The sequence below is a fragment of the Rheinheimera pacifica genome (genome assembly GCF_900108485.1).
Taxonomy (GTDB): domain Bacteria; phylum Pseudomonadota; class Gammaproteobacteria; order Enterobacterales; family Alteromonadaceae; genus Alishewanella; species Alishewanella pacifica.
The window spans coordinates 90,931-109,000 of sequence record NZ_FNXF01000009.1 but is presented as its reverse complement, the minus strand read 5'-3'; the positions used below and the strand labels follow the sequence as shown (position 1 = coordinate 109,000).

Below are 18,070 nucleotides of genomic sequence, written 5' to 3'. Positions count from 1 at the left end.
ACTATGCTAGATGCGAAATTTTTACGTACCGAATTAACTGAAACCGCCAACCGTCTGGCCCAGCGTGGCTTTGTACTGGATGTGGCGCGTTTAACAGCGCTCGAAGAGCAGCGCCGCACTTTACAGATAGACACGCAGGAGCTGCAAAACCTGCGTAATACCAAATCCAAAGCCATTGGTCAGGCTAAAGGCCGCGGTGAAGATATTACGCCACTGCTGGCAGAAGTTGATGGCCTGGGGGCTCAGCTTGATGCTGCCAAGCAGCAACTGGATGCAGTACTGTCAGAAGTAGAGCAAATTGCTCTGACTATTCCTAACTTACCGGATGCGTCAGTGCCAGCCGGCAAGGACGAAACACAAAACGTAGAAGTACGTCGTTTTGGTCAGCCACGCGGGTTTGAGTTTACTATTCAGGATCATGTCGCTTTGGGCGAAGCGCTGGATAAAGGGCTGGATTTTGAAAGTGCAGTAAAAGTTGCCGGTTCACGTTTTGTTGTAATGCGTGGCCAGGTAGCCAGGCTGCACCGTGCGTTAACCCAGTTTATGCTGGATTTACACACCACCGAGCATGGTTACACTGAACTTTATGTCCCTTATCTGGTAAATCATGCCAGCTTATATGGCACCGGCCAGTTGCCAAAATTCGGCGCTGATTTATTCCATACCCAGCCCGCTACCGAAGAGGGGCAGGGCATGGCGCTTATTCCAACTGCGGAAGTGCCGGTAACTAACTTAGCCCGTGACACCATTTTTGACGCTACCGAATTACCGGTTAAATATACTGCCCATACACCATGTTTCAGAAGTGAGGCTGGCTCTTACGGCCGTGATACCCGTGGTTTAATCCGCCAGCATCAGTTTGACAAAGTAGAACTGGTGCAACTGGTGCAACCTGAGCACTCTATGCAGGCACTGGAAGAGTTAACCGGCCATGCTGAAAAAGTGTTGCAGTTGTTAGGCCTGCCATACCGTGTCATGCTGTTATGTACCGGTGATATGGGCTTTGGCTCCAGCAAAACTTATGATCTGGAAGTATGGCTGCCAGCACAAAATACTTACCGCGAAATTTCATCCTGCAGCAATATGGGTGATTTCCAGGCCCGGCGTATGCAGGCGCGTTATCGCAGCGCTGAGATGAAAAAGCCAGAACTGATCCATACCTTAAATGGCTCTGCTTTGGCAGTAGGGCGTACTCTGGTGGCTATTCTGGAAAACTATCAACAGGCAGACGGTACTATCACCGTGCCTGAAGTACTGCGCCCTTACATGGGTGGCTTACAACAGCTAGGCTGATAAGCTGCTGGTCGTCGTTAGCTCCACGTCAGCTATACTGGGTGGAGCTTTATAAGGATAGCTAAATGGCGCCAAAACCGCGTAAAAGTATTAAACAAAGCAATCCGGCTCTGATGCGGGCTATTTACTGGGCTATTATCATCGGTATTGTTGCAGTGTTTGCCCTTATTACCCTGGAGGCTATTGTGGGTATTATCGGAGACGCGGCCTAAGGGTTACAGGCATTTTGCCGGTTTAGGTAACCCCGCTATGCGGGTTGCCTGCTTGGCTGGCCCCTGTGGGAACAACATAAACAAGTATTTACTGTTGCCTTTATCCGGGCCTAGCTGCTGCGCCATGGCTTTTACCAGAATGCGGATAGCAGGGGAAGTATTAAATTCCAGATAAAACTGCCGCACAAAATGCACCACTTCCCAATGTGCATCAGTCAGGTTAATGTTTTCCAGCCGGGCAAACTCTTCTGCCACTTGCATATTCCACTGTTGCATATCTGCCAGATAGCCATGTTTATCCAGCGCCAGCGGCGCATCATTTAATATCAATTCTGCCATAACACATTCTGCTCTGCGCTAATACTCAGCTCAACCCAACGCTGGGCGCTGATAACGGTTACTGCTGCCAGCGGTTTGATTTGCCTTACCTGTATATCCACATCCAGCGCGTAAAGCTGGCTAGGCCAGCTAAGATCAGTGCGTAAGCACAGATAGACTGCATCCTGGCGTAGCAAAATAATATCCTGAGGCTGGCATATCAGGCTTAGCTCACTCAGGCTCACTGACGGATTAATAACGCTGATTAATTTCATTAGCTGCTGATAACCTGATGTTGGCGGGCAAACAGTTCTGCTATAGCCTGAGTATCGAGTTCTGTAACGTCAATACTTAAATCTGAAGCATGAATACCGCGCTGCTTAAGTGACTGCTGGCAAACATATACCTGCTCAATATCATACAGCGCAAACAGCTTAAAACTGCGCGGATACGCTTTAAGCTTAAAATCTGGCTGGTCTTGCGTTGGCAGTAGCTGATACACCGCATCAGCACTGAATAGCACGCTGACAGTATGCTCTACCGCCGCCAGCGCCAGGGCTATATCCAGTGCCTCACGCCCTTTACTGTTGTTAAAGGGGCTGCTGCGCTGCAATAACAGAATATTACGCATTAAAATTGCACCAGTTTATCAATGTTTGCCTGGCGCATAGCAAATTCTGCCAGGCCGGCAGCAATATAGCCGGGGCGTGCACTCAGGTTGCTTCCGGTTACACCCCGTTTTTCGGCTGCAGTGACACAAAACAGTAAAGGAATATTCTGCTGCTGACAAAACTGTGCCAGTTCAGCGCTTAGATCGGGTTCATCAGCGGGCAAATCGATATGGTTTGCTGCGCTATAGACGGCATCCTGATATAAAAATATATGGTCAATACTGTGGCCGTGATTAACCGCTGTTTTAGCAAACAACAGTGCACTGGCCAGGCTTTGGCTGGCAAAGCTATCGCTGGTAAGCAGCAATCCAAAGCATGTCATAGCGGATCCTAAAAACAAAAATGCCCCGACTGGCGGGGCATTTTAGCGAATAACCTGATTAAGGCAAAGCGCTGAGCTTAATCATCACCACCAAAAATACCCAGCAGCTGCAGCAGGTGGACGAAAATGTTAAATACATTCAGGTACAAACTTACTGTAGCGCGGATATAGTTGGTTTCACCGCCATTAATAATACGGCTGGTATCAAACAGGATAAGTGCTGACATAATCAGGATAATAGCGGCGCTGATTGTCAGGCTTAATGCCGGAATGGCCAGGAAAATATTTGCCAGTGCGGCTACCAGCACCACGATAAGACCTACCATTAAAAAACCACCCATAAAAGAGAAGTCTTTACGTGTGGTAAGGGCATAAGCTGACAGACTGAAGAAAATCAGCGCAGTACCGCCCAGTGCCTGCATAATTAATGCAGTACCATTTGGCAAGCCGGCATAATGATTAAGCATTGGGCCTAACGACGCACCCATCGCTGCGGTAAAAGCAAACACCCAGAAAATACCACTGGCAGAATCTGCCTTTTTATTCACCACAAACAGCATGATAAAACCAGCAACAAAACACACCAGAGACATCATAGGTGACATGTTCAGCGCCATGGCGACGCCTGCCGCTGCCGCACTAAATGCTAACGTCATTGCCAGCAAAAAGTAGGTGTTGCGCAGTACTTTATTAATCTCAACACTACGTCCGGCAGTACTGAGAGTAGAGGTTTCTCTGTATGACATAATTATGTTCTCCTGATACAAAGGTTTATTAACGCATTTGATGCCATCATACCCAGTTAGTTCCCGCCAGACCAGTGCCTGAGGATACAAATTGATAATAGCGTTAATTTTTTTGCATTTAGTGCTTTCTTTTGCCGTTCTAACTGATTAATATACGCGTCGCCGGAGGGATGGCAGAGCGGTTTAATGCACCGGTCTTGAAAACCGGCGTGGGTTAATAGCCCACCGAGAGTTCGAATCTCTCTCCCTCCGCCACTAAAACCACCTTTACCGGTGGTTTTTTTGTTTTGGTACAATTAAGTTGGAGCTGGCAGGGCGTTTTGCGCAGATTAATTGTCTGATAAATGGCTTTGTTGATGATTTACTAAGCAAACGGCTGAAAATAGCAAAAAAGCGCTTTACAAAGCCGCAGCCAGTTTCTAATATGCGCCCTGTAACGCGGAGGGATGGCAGAGCGGTTTAATGCACCGGTCTTGAAAACCGGCGTGGGTTAATAGCCCACCGAGAGTTCGAATCTCTCTCCCTCCGCCACTTTCCTGTTTTTATCTGTTATCAATTACCTCCACGCAAATCATCTCAAATCATATAGATTTGTTTCATATGGTTAACCTTTCTGGCACACTAAGCTGCAACAGTGCAAAACAACGTTTATTGATTTAATTTGTTTAGCAAAATGGCTGATGCTCGGCTATGCTAGACAGCTAGAATAATTCTAATATCCAGTAATCCGGAGAGCGAAATTGATTAACGTTCTGTTAGTTGATGATCATGAGCTTGTTCGTACTGGGATCAGTCGCATACTAATGGATGAGCGCGGTATCAAGGTGATTGGCGAGGCTGGCTCTGGCGAAGAAGCATTACAATTTTGCCGTCAACACGAGCCCGATGTGGTGTTGATGGATATGAATATGCCCGGTATGGGCGGTATGACGGCAACAAAGCGTATTTTACATTATTGTCCGGACATTAAAGTGCTGGCGTTGTCGGTATCCTGCGAAGAGCCGGTGCCGACTAAAGTCATGCAATTAGGGGCGGCAGGATTTATTTCAAAAAATTCACCGCCGCGGGAAATGGTGGCTGCAATACGTAAAGTGTATTCTGGTGCCCGGCATATTTCTGATGAAGTGGCGCAGAAAATGGCCATGAGTAAAGTGAATAACCAAAGCCAGAACCCATTTGATGATTTATCCGACCGCGAACTGCAAATCATGATGATGATTACGCAGGGACAAAAAGTAAATGATATTGCCGATCAGCTGAATGTCAGTGCTAAAACGGTGAACTCATATCGTTACCGGATGTTTGAAAAGCTGGCAATCAGTGGCGATGTAGAGCTGACTCATATGGCATTGCGCCATGGCATGATTGACATCGCTAAAGCCTGATGTTTGACGCTAAAACCTTTTTAAAGCAGGTTCCTCACCAGCCCGGCGTTTATCGTATGCTAAACGCCGCGGATCAGGTTATTTATGTTGGTAAAGCTAAAGATCTGCGCGCCAGGCTCAGTAGCTATTTTCGCACTAATGTTGACAGTATAAAAACCCGTTCTCTGGTTAGCCAGATAGTGCAGGTTGAATACACTCTGACACATAGCGAAACCGAAGCACTGATCCTGGAAAACAACCTTATTAAGCAGTTTTTGCCGCGTTACAACGTATTGCTGCGGGATGACAAATCTTACCCTTATATTTTAATCAGCGATCATAAGCATCCGCGTATCAGTTCGCACCGCGGGCCCCGTAAAAGTGCCGGGCAGTATTTTGGCCCTTACCCCAATGCAGGGGCGGTGTGGCAAAGCCTGAAAAGCCTGCAGAAAATTTTTCCCATCCGCCAGTGTGAAGATGGCTTTTATCGTGCCAGAACCCGGCCATGCTTGCAGTACCAGCTAAAACTTTGCTCAGCACCCTGTGTCGGGAAAATTTCTGATGAGGAATACCAGCAGCAGGTGCGGCTGGCCAGTTTATTTCTGCAGGGCAAAGATCAGCAGGTTATTGATAACTTGGTGCAACGCATGACACAGGCCAGTGAGACGCTGCAGTTTGAACAGGCGGCCCAGCTACGCGATAAAATTATTGCGCTGCGAAAAGTGCAGGAACAGCAAAGCGTCAGTGGCGAGCACGACGAAATGGATATTATTGGTTTTGCTTATTCGCACGGGGTGGCCGCAGTACATGTACTTTTTGTTCGTCAGCAAAAGGTGCTGGGCAGCAAAGCTTACTTTCCTAAAGTGCCGGCAGATACTGAAGAGAGCGAAATTCTCAGCGCTTTTTTGCTGCAGTTTTATCTTGATGGTTATGGCACCCAGCAAATGCCGCGGGAGATTGTGATTGCCAAGCCACTGCCGGAAATGGACGCGGTAGCAGCCGCAATCAGTGAAATTGCCGGTCGCAAAGTGCGCATTACTTATGCCCAGCGTGGCGAGAAAGCGCAATATCTTAGCCTGGCGCAAAAAAATGCCCAGCTGTCTTGTGACAACAAGCAATCGCTTAGCCAGAAAATGGCATTACGCTATCAGCAGTTGCAACAGTTATTGCAGTTAGAACAGCCGATAACACGGATGGAGTGTTTTGATATCAGCCATACCATGGGGCAGGCAACGATAGCATCCTGTGTGGTGTTTGATGATCAGGGGCCATATAAAGCAGAGTACCGCCGTTATAATGTCACCGGTATCACCGGTGGCGATGACTACGCAGCCATGCAGTTTGCGCTGGACAAGCGTTACACTAAGCTGCAGGATGAAGAAAAAATACCGGATATTATTTTTATTGACGGTGGTCAGGGCCAGCTGAATATTGCCATAACACAATTTGCTAACTGGCCACATGCCAAAATGCCATTGCTGGTAGGAGTGGCTAAAGGTACCAGCCGTAAGCCTGGCCTTGAAACCCTTATTCTGGCACAAAGCGGACGCAGCATTAATTTGCCGGCTGATGCACCGGCATTGCACCTTATTCAGCAAATTCGCGATGAGGCGCATCGTTTTGCTATTACCGGGCATCGTAATAAACGTGGCAAAGCGCTGATTAAAAGCCCGCTGGAGCAAGTAAAAGGTATCGGTGAAAAACGGCGTCAGGCTCTGTTGCAGTATCTTGGCGGCTTACAGGGCGTAATGCGCGCTTCCGTTACCGAGCTTAGCTCAGTGCCGGGAATATCAAAAGCACAGGCAGAAAAGATTTACCATGCCTGTCATAACAAGTAGCATAGCGGCATACATGCCGTAGAGAATATTAAGATGTGGAATATTCCCAATCTGTTAACCCTGTTCCGACTGTTTCTGATCCCGGTTTTTATCTTATGTTTTTATTCAGGTATGGAGAATGCCCGGTTCTGGGCGTCATTTGTATTTTGCCTGGCGGCTATTACCGATGCACTGGATGGTTATCTGGCGCGTAAGTTAGAGCAGTCTACGCCGTTTGGCGCTTTTCTTGACCCGGTAGCTGATAAGGTGATGGTTGCCGTGGCGCTGGTGCTGATAGCGGTAGACAGTGTATCGCTTTGGGTGACTATACCGGCCATTATTATGATAGGCCGCGAAATTGTCATTTCTGCCTTACGCGAGTGGATGGCAGAGCTGGGTAAGCGGGCTAATGTGGCGGTATCTAATTTAGGCAAGTATAAAACTATTGCCCAGATGCTGGCATTAATTGGCCTGATCTGGCGGCCGGAGTTCTGGCTGGTAAGCTGGTTTACGCCGGTAGGTATGCTGTTACTGTATATCGCCACGGTGCTGACAATATGGTCTATGTACAGTTACCTCAAAGCAGCGTGGCGGGATTTGATACATTAATAACTGTTTTTGTTGCTTATTAGCGCAACTCAGTCAAATTTTAATCAGTCAGTCATAAAAGCAAAAATTTATTATTGACTGGCTGAATTAAAACAGTAGAATGCGTCTCGTGTTAAGGCACATGGCCATAACAACGCGAGTATAGCTCAGCTGGTAGAGCGCGACCTTGCCAAGGTCGAGGTCACGAGTTCGAACCTCGTTACTCGCTCCAACTCTTTCAAAGAGTGAAAATTGTTTGAATGGCGGGTTGGCAGAATGGCCATGCAGCGGATTGCAAATCCGTCCATCTCGGTTCGACTCCGGGACCCGCCTCCATCACACAGTTTTATCTGGTAAAACCAGAAAAGTAACACAGTAAAATTGACACAGTAAAGTTGTCTGCCCGGGTGGTGAAATCGGTAGACACAAGGGATTTAAAATCCCTCGCTCGAAAGGGCGTGCCGGTTCAAGTCCGGCCCCGGGCACCATTACTCACTAAGAGTAAATAACCAGATTTTCGCGAGTATAGCTCAGCTGGTAGAGCGCGACCTTGCCAAGGTCGAGGTCACGAGTTCGAACCTCGTTACTCGCTCCAAACATAAAAAACGCAGCCCATTGGCTGCGTTTTTTATTATCTGCATTTTTTATTGCCTGCATTCTTTATTGTCGACATATTGCCCACCCGTCGGCCGGGTGGGGGGCAAGCTTAAAAATCAAATATATAACGCGCCAGGAATAACACCGCTAGTGTAATCAGCACTATGGCCGCCAGGTTCAGCGCCAGGCCGGCTTTTACCATATCAATAATTTTCAGCTTGCCGGATGCAAACACTATGGCATTTGGCGGGGTGGCTACCGGCATCATAAAGGCACAACTGGCTGCCACTGCTGCCGGGATCACCAGCATGGCGGCTGAGGTGTCCAGCGATACGGCCACCGGCCCCAATAGTGGCAGAAATGCCGCTGCGGTGGCGGTATTGCTGGTGATCTCGGTGAGAAAAATAATTACCGTGGTAACCAGAACAATCAGCAAAACCAGATTAATGCTGCCAAGCTGGCCAATTTGTGTGGCGATATAAGCCGATAAGCCTGAGTTATCGATTTGGGTTGCCAGCGTTAAACCACCGCCAAATAACAGCAATACGCCCCAGGGTAACTTTTGGCAATCTTCCCAGTTCAGAATGCGTTGGCCGGTTTTTAATGACACCGGTAAGATAAACAGCAAACTGGCCGCAAAGATAGCAATTAACGTATCGTCCAGTTTAATGCCGCTGATATTGCTAAGGGGCCCACGAAATACCCAGAAAAAAGCTGCCAGTGAAAACACTATCAGCACTAACTTTTCAGCATTATGCATAACACCCAATGCTGATAGCTTTTGCCGGTATAACGCGCGGCTATCTACTGATGGCATCTTGTCCAGGCGGAAATGCACCTGTGTCAGCCAGAACCAGCATACCAGTAACAAACTAACTGCCAGCGGCACACCAAACAGCATCCAGTCACTAAAGCTTAGTTGTAACTGATAACTGCGTTCCAGATAGGCAGCAAGCAGGGCATTAGGCGGTGTGCCAATTAAGGTGGCTATACCACCAATGCTGGCGGCATAGGCAATGGATAACAAAATGGCTTTGGCAAAATTATCGTTACTGACACCTTGCTCTTGCTGCATAGCAATAACAGACAAACCAATCGGTAACATCATTACGGCGGTTGCTGTATTAGACATCCACATAGATAAAAAAGCTGTTACCAGCATAATACCGGCAATTTGCTGGCTGGGTTTGGTACCTACCAACAGCATGGTTAATAGCGCAATGCGTTTGTGCAGGTTCCAGCGTTCCATGGCAATTGACAACATAAAGCCGCCAAGAAACAAGAAAATTAACGGATGAGCGTAGGGCGCTGTCACATTGCCTATAGTATCAAGGCTAATAAGTGGCACTATAACAATCGGCAGCATGGCCGTAACCGGTATCGGCACCGGCTCTGTTATCCACCACAAGGCCATCCAGCAGGTGAGGCCGGTAATCAGCCAGGCATTTACTGACATATCGCTAAACACCGGTTCTGAGACTAATGTCAGTAAAAACAGTAAAGGCCCAAGCAGCAACGTAATATAAAACGGTAATTTAAACTGCATATGCATAACGACCCCTGGTTGCGTTAATTATCCAAGTGGCTTTAATCATCAAAGCTATCGTTGCCTAAACTGCTGTCGGCGGTTTTACTGGAGCTTAGCAGTTGTGCTTCAAGCATTTTTATTTCAATGTCATCGAGTAAACGCCATTGCCCGGGTTTTAAGCCCGCGCCACGAATATGCATAATGCGGGTACGTTTTAAGGTTTGTACTTCGTAACCCAGATACTCACACATGCGGCGTATCTGCCGGTTTAGTCCCTGCGTTAAAATAATAGAAAAACTCTGTTTTGAGCGTTGCTGCACGGTACAGGGCAGGGTTACGGTATCGAGGATGGGCACACCTTTACCCATCTGCTGAATAAAGCGCTCTGTAATGGGCTTATTAACAGTAACCACATATTCTTTTTCATGCGCATTACCGGCGCGCAGAATTTTGTTGACGATATCGCCGTCATTGGTAAGAAAAATAAGCCCTTCAGAGGGTTTATCCAGCCGGCCTATCGGAAATATGCGCTCCGGGTAACGTACGGCATCAATGATATTGCCGTGAATATGCGGCTCTGTGGTGCAGGTAATGCCGACCGGTTTGTTATAAGCCAGATAAACCCGTTTTGGCTTGGCTTTTAACGGTTTACCGTCAATCAGTACCTGATCATTTTCAGTGACTTTAAGGCCAACAGGCGCCACGGCGCCATTTACCGTAACCTGACCATTTTCAATAAATTTATCGGCTTCGCGACGCGAGCAAAAACCCGTATCACTGATAAATTTGTTTAACCTGTATAACGTGGCATCAGACATAACGCAGAAGTATTCCGGCAGCATTTAATAATGGCGATAGTGTAGGGGTTCAGGCTGTTTTTCGCTACACTATCGCGGTATTTCATTGTCAGGAGTTTTTATGATCCCTTTATCCCGGCATCTGCCTGGTATCAGTTCACTGGCGTTTGGTTGTATGGGTTTGGGTGGCAGCTGGGACAGCAATACCACTACCGCCGAGCAGCATCGCCATGCGTTTTCTGCTATTGATGCAGCGCTGGCCAACGGTATTAATTTTTTTGATCACGCCGATATCTATACCCGTGGTAAAGCCGAGCAGGTGTTTGGCCAATATCTGGCGGCTGCGCCGGCAAAACGCGCTGAGCTGTTTATCCAAACTAAATGTGCTATCCGCTTTGCCGACGAGCAAGGGCCGGGCCGCTATGATTTTTCTAAAGACTATATTATCCGCTCTGTGGAGCAGAGCTTAACGCGGTTAAACACTGATTATCTGGATCTGTTGCTATTACACCGGCCTGATCCACTGATGCAGCCAGAGCAGGTAGCGCAAGCGTTTGATCAGTTAGTACAGCAAGGTAAAGTACGCCATTTTGGCGTGTCGAATATGGGCTGGGCACAAATGCAGTGGTTACAGTCGGCATTGTCGCAGCCGTTGCTGGTGAATCAGCTGCAAATGAGCCTGGCCGACATCGACTGGCTGGAAGAAAGTGTGCTAACGGGCCTGCCGCAGGGTAGTAACAAGCATTTTAGTTATGGCACTGTGGAATATTGTCAGCAACAGGGCGTGCAGCTGCAAAGCTGGGGCAGCCTGGCAAAAGGCGCTTTTAGCGGGGCACAAACACAAACCGACACCGAGCGTGCCACTGCAGCTTTGGTGGCTCAGTTAGCCGAGCAATATCAGTGCAGCCGTGAAGCCATTGTACTGGCCTGGCTTATGCGGCATCCGGCTGCTATTCAACCGGTGATTGGCACAGCTAACCCGCAACGCATTGCGGCCTGCGCCGGGGCAAGCCAGGTGCATTTAAGCCGTGAGCACTGGTATCAGTTATATATCAGTAGCCGTGGCGCGCCGTTACCCTGACAGATAAAAACCTTAACGGCAGATACAAAAAAGGCCTGGCGTTAAAATGTCAGGCCTTTTTAGCTCAGCCGCCAGGTTATTCTGCAGCGGCTTTTTTATTAGTTTGCGGGTTAAGTGAAATAACCTTGGTTTTACTGATCTTATGCCGGTATATCTCACGCAGGTATTTAATGGCTTTTTTCACGCTGTCGCGGCTTAGGCGAATATCATTTATTGAGACAAATTTGTCTTTGTTATGAATAAGTTCGCGGTATTTTTTCTCGTACATTGGCTTAATGGCATACCAATTGGTGTCGAGTATTTTGGCCGGGTTTTCAAACTCGTGCAGCATTTTATCCAGTGCGTCTTCATCGAAGAGTTCGGCACGGATAAACTCCAGCATCGCCTGATCTAACTGCTCGTCAAAACGATAGTTGTCTTTGGCAAAACAGCGTTTAATAAAGGCGACAATCAGCGTTAAAAAGTCGTCGCTTAAGCAGGGGCTTTTCACAATCAGCGTTGTCAGTGAAATGTTGGCAGAAGCACCAATTACCAGCGCATAGCGTTTTAGTGTGGTGTTAGGAAACAACGCATTTAAATGCGACTTCAGCCGGTTTAAATCCATGTAAGACAGTTTGTAGTCTTTTGGCAGTGACACTATAGACACCACTGACGAGCAATTTTTAAAGAAATGCAGATCTTTTAGCTCGGCGGCGTTATAGCCGTTCTTTACATAGCTGGCCAATGTTTCGCGGTAGCGGCCGGATTCAATCGGCAACAGGCTGATACCCTCAATGGCCTGAGTCACTTTGTTAAAGTGTGGCAGGTCGATAGAGCGGAAGAACAAGTCATCAATATTTAAACCGGTGCCGGTTTTTTCAAACAGCTTAAGTTTCTCTGCGTTGCTGCTATCACCTGGTATTACAGATTCGGCATAAGCCACCGCAACGGGGCCGGCCAGGCTCATAAACAGGTCATTGGCGTCAAGGCGGATAGTTTCACCGATATCGATACCGGCACGGCGGAAATAGTTTTCGTCGTAATCTGTGGTCACGGCCTGCGCGGTCAGAATATTAAAAATCTGTTGTGAGATGTACTGATTAGCATATTTTTCCATCGCATTAACATCGATATGCTGAATGCCACCGTCATCGGTTTCTTCGGCGTAACGCATAATGTCATTGGAGATCAGCATCATGGCATTCCAGGGCCGGATGCGGTGCATTACACTGGATTCGCTGCTGTCTTCGTTATCAAAGTTGTAAGAGAAATCCCATTCTTCAGCCAGGTATTTACACAATAAGCGCCCGGCGTTGATATGCAGCGCTTCAGACATCTCTACGCCATGATCAGAAATGTTCGGCAAAATACAAATACCGCTGGTAAAGATTGGTTCAAACACAAAGGAGTGGCCGCGGTTTTCTTCGTCTTCACCCATCATCCGGGTGTCGAAAGTTTTGCTCATATAGGCATACTGCTGAGCTAAACCGAATTCAGATGCCATGCCAGAGCCTGTGCCACCGCCGGCACTGAAGATATAAAAATACAGCCTGGACTGATTAGCTTTAATGCCACAGGAATCAATCAGGTAAGAATGGATATACTTCCATTCAGCATTGGCAAAGCGCTGGGTGTCTTTGTTGAGGATAATTTTTGCCAGATACTGGCCAAGAATAGGTGCATTACCGGCGCCACCGGCATGCACTTCAGACAAGTCCATAATTTTCATCTTGGTGTAGTCATGCAAAAAGCCGCTTTTTTCACCCTTGTGGGAGAAACGGATGCGGCCTTCGATGTCTTTATCCAAATCGCCGAGCATCACCAGCGGTTCAATTAAAAATACCGGTTTAACCGCCTGTGTGTCTGATAAATTCAGGCTGCGCTTAATCCAGCGCATTGGCCGGTATTCTTGTTCGCGGGTTTGTTTTTCTTCGTTGTTAAATTCGTTCAGGTAAAAGTTGCGGGCGTTATACACTAATGAAGCCACATCAAGCGCAATATTAGAGCCACACCGGCCGAGGCCAATCAGGCATACTGAAGGAAAGTTTTGCTGTTTACGGCTTTCTATTTCGTTGTCAGGGTTAACCAGCGGAAAAACGCTGCTGCGCAGTGCATCCAGGTTCGTCAGAATTTTATTCAGATCACGCTCAGTAAAATACATATACCGATCGCTGGCGAAAGAGGGGGGCAGAATTTGAGGTGAATTTTTTTTCGGCGCGTTTTTTACAATTACTACATCATCTTGTACGGTCCGTTCCGTATTTATTTTATTTGTCATCACACTACTTCCTGTCTCTGGCGAAGCCTTTCAGCTTGTTAATTTAAACAATACCCATAACCAAAGGTAGTTGTTGTTTAAAATTAATACAATGAAAAGCTTAAAAACACCAGCATATAAACAGTAAATATCAGTAAATTAAAATGTAGTAAGTAAAACAGCGCCTTAACGCCATATTCTCGCAAACACAGGCGCAGGCGCTGTCGGTTTATTGTTACATATTCGGGTAGTTAGGCCCGCCAGCCCCTTCCGGGGTTACCCAGGTAATATTTTGCGACGGATCTTTAATATCGCAGGTTTTACAATGAATGCAGTTTTGGGCATTTATCTGAAACTGCGGCTCATTATTTTCGTTTTGTACGATTTCGTACACTCCGGCCGGACAATAACGCTGCGCCGGTTCATTATATTTGGGCAGGTTAACGCTAACCGGGATCTGGCTATTGGCCAGTTTAAGGTGGCAGGGTTGTTCTTCTTCGTGGTTGGTGTTGGATAAATACACCGAAGATAAGCGGTCAAAGTTCAGCACATTATCTGGTTTAGGGTAGTTGATAACCGGGGCTTCGCTGGCGAGCTTCAGCTGAGCGTAGTCATGGCTGTTATCTTTTAATGTAAACGGAAGTTTACCGCCAAACCAGTTTTGTTCCAGCGTATTAAAGGCGCCGCCCCAGAAAGTGCCAAACTTATGCATTGCCGCGCTAAAATTGCGGGAGCGGTATAGCTCGTCATACAGCCAGCTATTTTTTATCGCATCGGCAAAAGCGGTCAGATCTTGTCCACCTTCGTCAGCATTACTGATGGTATTAAACAGCGTTTCCGCGGCCAGCATGCCGGATTTCATCGCAGTGTGGTTGCCTTTAATTTTAGCGCCGTTAAGGGTGCCGGCGTCACAACCAATCAGCAGGCCGCCGTTAAAGCTCATTTTCGGCAGGCTGTTCAGGCCACCTTTGGCAATAGCACGGGCACCATAACTAACGCGTTTGCCGTTGCTAAGGTACTGGCTGATCACCGGGTGCTGTTTATAGCGCTGAAACTCTTCAAACGGGTTTAAATGCGGGTTGCTGTAGCTAAGATCAATAATTAAGCCAACCACAATTTGCTGGTTCTCGGCGTGGTATAAGTAGCCACCGCCGGCGGTATCACTGGCTAACGGCCAACCGGCTGAATGCACCACCAAGCCAGCATGATGTTTGGCCGCCGGCACATCCCAGATCTCTTTAAAACCAATGGCATAATGCTGCGGTGATTTACCTTCATCCAGTTTAAAGTGCTTTATCAGCTGCTTACCCAAATGACCGCGACAGCCTTCTGCAAATACGGTGTACTTTGCCCTAAGCTCCATACCCGGCACATAACTGTCTTTAGGCTGGCCGTGTTTATCCAGCCCCATATCACCAATAACAATGCCTTTTACCACATTGTTTTCAATCAGAACTTCACTGGCAGCAAAACCGGGGAAAATTTCTACCCCAAGTTGCTCGGCCTGCTGTGCCAGCCAGCGACACAGGTTAGCCACCGATACAATATAGTTGCCACTGTTATGCATGGTTTTCGGTACGGCAAAGCCTGGCAGTTTTGTTGCGCTTTGGCCATTTTTCAGCAGATAAATATCATCATGAGTAACCGGCACTGTTACCGGTGCACCTTGCTGTTGCCAGTCGGGTATTAATTCATTTAACGCCCGGGGTTCGAACACCGCGCCTGATAAGATATGCGCGCCAACTTCAGAGCCTTTTTCAACTAAACAAACACTGAGTTCTTTTGCTGCTGCTTTGGCTTGCTGCATCAAACGGATAGCAGCCGACAACCCCGCCGGGCCACCACCTACTATAACTACATCGAATTCCATTGATTCTCTTTCCACAGCCCTGGCCTCTTGGAGTTTATTATTTACAGCTTACACTGCTTTTATCATGCTGTTTAGGGTATTGCAGGTTGACGTTAACGTCAACAGTAAGTAGATTGTGGCAAACCAAAGCGTACTAGCTTTACCTTAACGTAAACCTGTAGCAAAACTGTTGCCTGTTACAGGAAAAGAATGAGGAATTTATGAAAATACTGGTGCCGGTGAAACGGGTAATAGATTACAACGTAAAAGTGCGGGTAAAGGCTGACCAATCAGGTGTTGATCTGGCTAACGTGAAAATGGCGTTAAACCCATTTTGTGAAATCGCAGTAGAAGAAGCCGTACGGTTAAAAGAAGCCGGTAGCGCGACAGAAATCGTCGTTGTGTCCATCGGCACCACTGCTGTGCAAGAGCAACTGCGTACCGCTTTAGCGTTGGGCGCAGATCGCGCACTGCATATAGAAACAGATCAAAACCTGGACTCATTACAGGTGGCAAAACTGCTGGCCAAAGTGGTAGCAGAGGAACAGCCCGGCCTGGTTATTTTAGGCAAGCAGGCGATCGACTCTGACAACAACCAAACCGGCCAGATGCTGGCAGCGTTAACCGGTATGGGGCAGGGTACTTTTGCGTCTAAAGTACAACTGGCTGATGGCAAGGTGCAGGTTACCCGTGAAATTGACGGTGGCTTACAAACAGTAGAACTGCCACTGCCAGCGATAGTGTCAACCGACTTGCGCTTAAACGAGCCGCGCTATGCTTCACTGCCCAATATTATGAAGGCAAAGAAAAAGCCGCTGGATGTTAAAGCTGCCGACAGCTTTGGTGTCAGTTTAAGCTCTAACGTTACGGTGCTAAAAGTGGTGCCTCCGGCAACCCGTCAGGGTGGTATTAAGGTGGAATCAGTGGCAGAGCTGGTAGATAAGTTAAAGCATGAAGCGAAGGTGATCTGATGGCCATTTTAATTATTGCAGAGCATAACAACCAAAGCCTGAAGAGCGAAACACTTAAAGTGGTACAGGCTGCCACCGCTATTGGTGGTGATATTACCGTGCTGGTAGCCGGTTTTAACAGTGCAGCAACGGCAACCGAAGCCGCGGCGATAGCTGGCGTAACAAGAGTACTGCATGCTGACAATGCCGCTTACGAGCATCAGCTGGCAGAAAATATTGCTGCTTTGGTCACCGAGCTGGGTAAAGATTACAGCCATATTCTGGCAGCGGCGACCACCACCGGCAAAAACTTCCTGCCACGGGTAGCGGCCATGCTGGATGTGGCGCAAATTTCTGATGTTATCGCCATTGAAAGTGCTGATACCTTTGTCAGGCCAATTTATGCCGGTAATGCCATTGCAACGGTAAAATCTGCTGATGCCATTAAAGTGCTTACCGTGCGCCCGGCTGCATTTCGCGAAGCGCAAACCGGTAATAACGCCCCGGTTGAAGCTTTAACGGCGGTGCATGACGCCGGTATATCGCGTTTTGTAACCCAGGAGCTGACAAAGTCTGAGCGGCCTGAATTAACAGCAGCCCGGGTGGTGATCTCTGGTGGCCGTGGTATGCAAAATGGTGAAAACTTTGCGCTACTAAATGGCATTGCCGATAAGTTAGGTGCCGCCATTGGTGCCTCGCGCGCAGCGGTAGATGCGGGCTTTGTACCAAACGATATGCAGGTTGGCCAAACCGGTAAAATTGTGGCACCAGAGCTGTATATAGCCGTGGGTATTTCCGGTGCTATTCAACACCTTGCGGGTATGAAAGACTCTAAAGTGATAGTAGCAATTAACAAAGATGCCGAAGCGCCGATTTTCCAGATCGCCGATTACGGCCTGGTAGCCGACTTATTTACCGTGCTGCCAGAGCTCGAACAGCAACTCTGAAGCTAGCAAGTGTGCGATAAAGCCAGCATCTTGCTGGCTTTTTGCATTTTAGCCCTTGTTGATTGCAACTAAACCCCCTTAAGATAATTGCCTGTATATTGTGAAGGACGCCATTATGCCCGCTGTGATCCGTCATGCTGAACCTGCTGACATTGACGCTATTAAAGCTATTTATGATCAACCTACTGTGTACGCCAATACGCTGCAGTTGCCTTATCAGCCGGTGGCAAACTGGCAAAGGCTGTATACCGCTGGTGCCGGTTTTTATAACTTGGTGGCCGAGGTAGAAGGTAAAGTAATAGGTCAGCTCGGGTTACAGGTATGCCAAAACCCACGGCGCCGCCATGTGGCCGAGCTTGGCATGGGCGTGTCGGAGGATTATCAGGGCCAGGGTATCGGTTCGGCACTGCTGCGCTCCGCGTTAGAAATGGCCGACAACTGGTTGAATATCCGCCGTATGGAGCTTACCGTTTACACCAGCAACGAAGCAGCAATAGCCTTATATGAGCGCTTTGGTTTTGAAGTAGAAGCAGAGCTAACCGATTTTGCCTTTCAATACGGTAACTATGTCAACGCCTTATGTATGGCACGTATCAATACCGGTTCTGTTTGAATATAAAAAAGCGGAATAAACTACCGCTAAGTAGATTTAAACCAAACTAACCGCCGGGCGTTATTCACAGCACCCGGCTTTTTATTGCCTGCCATAACGTGTGCCTCAATACACAACTACAGAGTTATCTTTATCAATACC

The 18,070-nt window shown here is 47.7% G+C and carries 18 protein-coding genes and 6 tRNA genes; 15 read left to right on the top strand and 9 right to left on the bottom strand.

Translation table 11 applies throughout. The features are described 5' to 3' along the window. Positions 1–3: 3 nt before the first annotated feature. Entirely contained in the window at positions 4–1,293 is a 1,290-nt protein-coding gene (serS, locus tag BLW68_RS12650; protein WP_092793844.1) for a serine--tRNA ligase, read from the top strand. 65 nt (positions 1,294–1,358) lie between these two features. After that, a complete protein-coding gene (locus tag BLW68_RS21140; RefSeq protein ID WP_177172231.1) occupies positions 1,359–1,505 on the top strand; it encodes a hypothetical protein in 147 nt (48 codons plus the stop codon). A gap of 3 nt (positions 1,506–1,508) precedes the next feature. Here BLW68_RS21140 and BLW68_RS12645 read toward each other — a convergent pair whose 3' ends face one another. The 5 genes from BLW68_RS12645 to BLW68_RS12625 form a co-directional block, all read right to left on the bottom strand. Continuing rightward, positions 1,509–1,844 (bottom strand): TusE/DsrC/DsvC family sulfur relay protein, encoded by a 336-nt coding sequence (locus BLW68_RS12645; protein WP_092793842.1) that lies wholly within the window; start codon positions 1,842–1,844, stop codon positions 1,509–1,511. Further along, positions 1,832–2,098 carry a DsrH/TusB family sulfur metabolism protein gene (locus tag BLW68_RS12640; protein WP_092793839.1) on the bottom strand — a complete coding sequence of 89 codons (267 nt, stop codon included), beginning with the start codon at positions 2,096–2,098 and terminating at the stop codon, positions 1,832–1,834. The genes BLW68_RS12645 and BLW68_RS12640 overlap by 13 nt, the downstream gene beginning before the upstream one ends. Further along, positions 2,098–2,454, bottom strand: a complete 357-nt coding sequence (gene tusC, locus BLW68_RS12635) for a sulfurtransferase complex subunit TusC (protein ID WP_092793837.1) — start codon at positions 2,452–2,454, stop codon at positions 2,098–2,100. The genes BLW68_RS12640 and tusC overlap by 1 nt, the downstream gene beginning before the upstream one ends. Further along, entirely contained in the window at positions 2,454–2,816 is a 363-nt protein-coding gene (gene tusD, locus BLW68_RS12630; protein WP_092793836.1) for a sulfurtransferase complex subunit TusD, read from the bottom strand. Before tusD ends, tusC begins: the two co-directional genes overlap by 1 nt. 77 nt (positions 2,817–2,893) lie before the next feature. Continuing rightward, positions 2,894–3,562 carry a Bax inhibitor-1/YccA family protein gene (locus BLW68_RS12625; protein ID WP_092793834.1) on the bottom strand — a complete coding sequence of 223 codons (669 nt, stop codon included), beginning with the start codon at positions 3,560–3,562 and terminating at the stop codon, positions 2,894–2,896. Between the two features lie 164 nt (positions 3,563–3,726). Here BLW68_RS12625 and BLW68_RS12620 point away from each other — a divergent pair. From BLW68_RS12620 to BLW68_RS12580, 9 genes are all read left to right on the top strand, one after another. Beyond that, a tRNA-Ser gene (locus BLW68_RS12620) sits at positions 3,727–3,817 on the top strand. A 185-nt stretch (positions 3,818–4,002) separates the two neighbouring features. Next, a tRNA-Ser gene (locus tag BLW68_RS12615) sits at positions 4,003–4,093 on the top strand. A gap of 209 nt (positions 4,094–4,302) precedes the next feature. Continuing rightward, positions 4,303–4,947 carry a UvrY/SirA/GacA family response regulator transcription factor gene (gene uvrY, locus BLW68_RS12610; protein ID WP_092793832.1) on the top strand — a complete coding sequence of 215 codons (645 nt, stop codon included), beginning with the start codon at positions 4,303–4,305 and terminating at the stop codon, positions 4,945–4,947. Continuing rightward, a complete protein-coding gene (uvrC, locus tag BLW68_RS12605) occupies positions 4,947–6,764 on the top strand; it encodes an excinuclease ABC subunit UvrC (RefSeq protein WP_092793830.1) in 1,818 nt (605 codons plus the stop codon). Before uvrY ends, uvrC begins: the two co-directional genes overlap by 1 nt. A 33-nt stretch (positions 6,765–6,797) precedes the next feature. Continuing rightward, a complete protein-coding gene (gene pgsA / locus BLW68_RS12600) occupies positions 6,798–7,352 on the top strand; it encodes a CDP-diacylglycerol--glycerol-3-phosphate 3-phosphatidyltransferase (RefSeq protein WP_068238239.1) in 555 nt (184 codons plus the stop codon). Between the two features lie 135 nt (positions 7,353–7,487). Beyond that, a tRNA-Gly gene (locus tag BLW68_RS12595) sits at positions 7,488–7,563 on the top strand. A 30-nt stretch (positions 7,564–7,593) separates the two neighbouring features. Further along, positions 7,594–7,667 (top strand) — tRNA-Cys (locus BLW68_RS12590). Between the two features lie 65 nt (positions 7,668–7,732). Next, positions 7,733–7,819: transfer RNA gene (locus BLW68_RS12585), tRNA-Leu, on the top strand. A gap of 31 nt (positions 7,820–7,850) precedes the next feature. Next, positions 7,851–7,926 (top strand) — tRNA-Gly (locus BLW68_RS12580). A gap of 111 nt (positions 7,927–8,037) precedes the next feature. Here the strand turns inward: BLW68_RS12580 and BLW68_RS12575 are convergent. Together BLW68_RS12575 and BLW68_RS12570 are read right to left on the bottom strand one after the other, a co-directional pair. Next, positions 8,038–9,480, bottom strand: coding sequence for an SLC13 family permease (locus BLW68_RS12575; protein ID WP_092793828.1), 1,443 nt, complete (start codon positions 9,478–9,480; stop codon positions 8,038–8,040). 35 nt (positions 9,481–9,515) lie between these two features. Continuing rightward, entirely contained in the window at positions 9,516–10,274 is a 759-nt protein-coding gene (locus BLW68_RS12570) for a pseudouridine synthase (RefSeq protein WP_092793825.1), read from the bottom strand. A 100-nt stretch (positions 10,275–10,374) separates the two neighbouring features. On the opposite strand from BLW68_RS12570, the gene BLW68_RS12565 reads away from it, so the two are divergent. Next, positions 10,375–11,334, top strand: coding sequence for an aldo/keto reductase (locus BLW68_RS12565; protein WP_092793823.1), 960 nt, complete (start codon positions 10,375–10,377; stop codon positions 11,332–11,334). Between the two features lie 76 nt (positions 11,335–11,410). On the opposite strand, the gene BLW68_RS12560 is transcribed toward BLW68_RS12565, so the two are convergent. Together BLW68_RS12560 and BLW68_RS12555 are read right to left on the bottom strand one after the other, a co-directional pair. Further along, on the bottom strand, positions 11,411–13,474 hold the full coding sequence (locus tag BLW68_RS12560; protein ID WP_245728335.1) for a hypothetical protein: 2,064 nt from the start codon (positions 13,472–13,474) through the stop codon (positions 11,411–11,413). 331 nt (positions 13,475–13,805) lie between these two features. Next, positions 13,806–15,440, bottom strand: a complete 1,635-nt coding sequence (locus BLW68_RS12555; protein ID WP_177172230.1) for an electron transfer flavoprotein-ubiquinone oxidoreductase — start codon at positions 15,438–15,440, stop codon at positions 13,806–13,808. A 200-nt stretch (positions 15,441–15,640) separates the two neighbouring features. On the opposite strand from BLW68_RS12555, the gene BLW68_RS12550 reads away from it, so the two are divergent. The 3 genes from BLW68_RS12550 to BLW68_RS12540 all read left to right on the top strand — a co-directional run bounded on the left by BLW68_RS12550 (position 15,641) and on the right by BLW68_RS12540 (position 17,929). Then, entirely contained in the window at positions 15,641–16,390 is a 750-nt protein-coding gene (locus tag BLW68_RS12550) for an electron transfer flavoprotein subunit beta/FixA family protein (RefSeq protein WP_092793818.1), read from the top strand. Further along, positions 16,390–17,316: an electron transfer flavoprotein subunit alpha/FixB family protein gene (locus BLW68_RS12545; protein WP_092793816.1), complete on the top strand. Its 927-nt coding sequence runs from the start codon at positions 16,390–16,392 to the stop codon at positions 17,314–17,316. The genes BLW68_RS12550 and BLW68_RS12545 overlap by 1 nt, the downstream gene beginning before the upstream one ends. Before the next feature lie 115 nt (positions 17,317–17,431). Then, on the top strand, positions 17,432–17,929 hold the full coding sequence (locus BLW68_RS12540; protein ID WP_092793815.1) for a GNAT family N-acetyltransferase: 498 nt from the start codon (positions 17,432–17,434) through the stop codon (positions 17,927–17,929). Positions 17,930–18,070: the final 141 nt, after the last annotated feature.

Coding starts and splice junctions, on each gene's coding strand:
- BLW68_RS21140 (WP_177172231.1), top strand. CDS start 1,359: ATGGCGCCAAAACCGCGTAAAAGTATTAAACAAAGCAATCCGGCTCTG.
- BLW68_RS12565 (WP_092793823.1), top strand. CDS start 10,375: ATGATCCCTTTATCCCGGCATCTGCCTGGTATCAGTTCACTGGCGTTT.
- pgsA (WP_068238239.1), top strand. CDS start 6,798: ATGTGGAATATTCCCAATCTGTTAACCCTGTTCCGACTGTTTCTGATC.
- BLW68_RS12550 (WP_092793818.1), top strand. CDS start 15,641: ATGAAAATACTGGTGCCGGTGAAACGGGTAATAGATTACAACGTAAAA.
- BLW68_RS12560 (WP_245728335.1), bottom strand. CDS start 13,474: ATGTATTTTACTGAGCGTGATCTGAATAAAATTCTGACGAACCTGGAT.
- uvrC (WP_092793830.1), top strand. CDS start 4,947: ATGTTTGACGCTAAAACCTTTTTAAAGCAGGTTCCTCACCAGCCCGGC.
- tusD (WP_092793836.1), bottom strand. CDS start 2,816: ATGACATGCTTTGGATTGCTGCTTACCAGCGATAGCTTTGCCAGCCAA.
- BLW68_RS12570 (WP_092793825.1), bottom strand. CDS start 10,274: ATGTCTGATGCCACGTTATACAGGTTAAACAAATTTATCAGTGATACG.
- BLW68_RS12625 (WP_092793834.1), bottom strand. CDS start 3,562: ATGTCATACAGAGAAACCTCTACTCTCAGTACTGCCGGACGTAGTGTT.
- tusC (WP_092793837.1), bottom strand. CDS start 2,454: ATGCGTAATATTCTGTTATTGCAGCGCAGCAGCCCCTTTAACAACAGT.
- serS (WP_092793844.1), top strand. CDS start 4: ATGCTAGATGCGAAATTTTTACGTACCGAATTAACTGAAACCGCCAAC.
- BLW68_RS12645 (WP_092793842.1), bottom strand. CDS start 1,844: ATGGCAGAATTGATATTAAATGATGCGCCGCTGGCGCTGGATAAACAT.
- BLW68_RS12575 (WP_092793828.1), bottom strand. CDS start 9,480: ATGCATATGCAGTTTAAATTACCGTTTTATATTACGTTGCTGCTTGGG.
- BLW68_RS12555 (WP_177172230.1), bottom strand. CDS start 15,440: ATGGAATTCGATGTAGTTATAGTAGGTGGTGGCCCGGCGGGGTTGTCG.
- BLW68_RS12640 (WP_092793839.1), bottom strand. CDS start 2,098: ATGAAATTAATCAGCGTTATTAATCCGTCAGTGAGCCTGAGTGAGCTA.
- BLW68_RS12545 (WP_092793816.1), top strand. CDS start 16,390: ATGGCCATTTTAATTATTGCAGAGCATAACAACCAAAGCCTGAAGAGC.
- BLW68_RS12540 (WP_092793815.1), top strand. CDS start 17,432: ATGCCCGCTGTGATCCGTCATGCTGAACCTGCTGACATTGACGCTATT.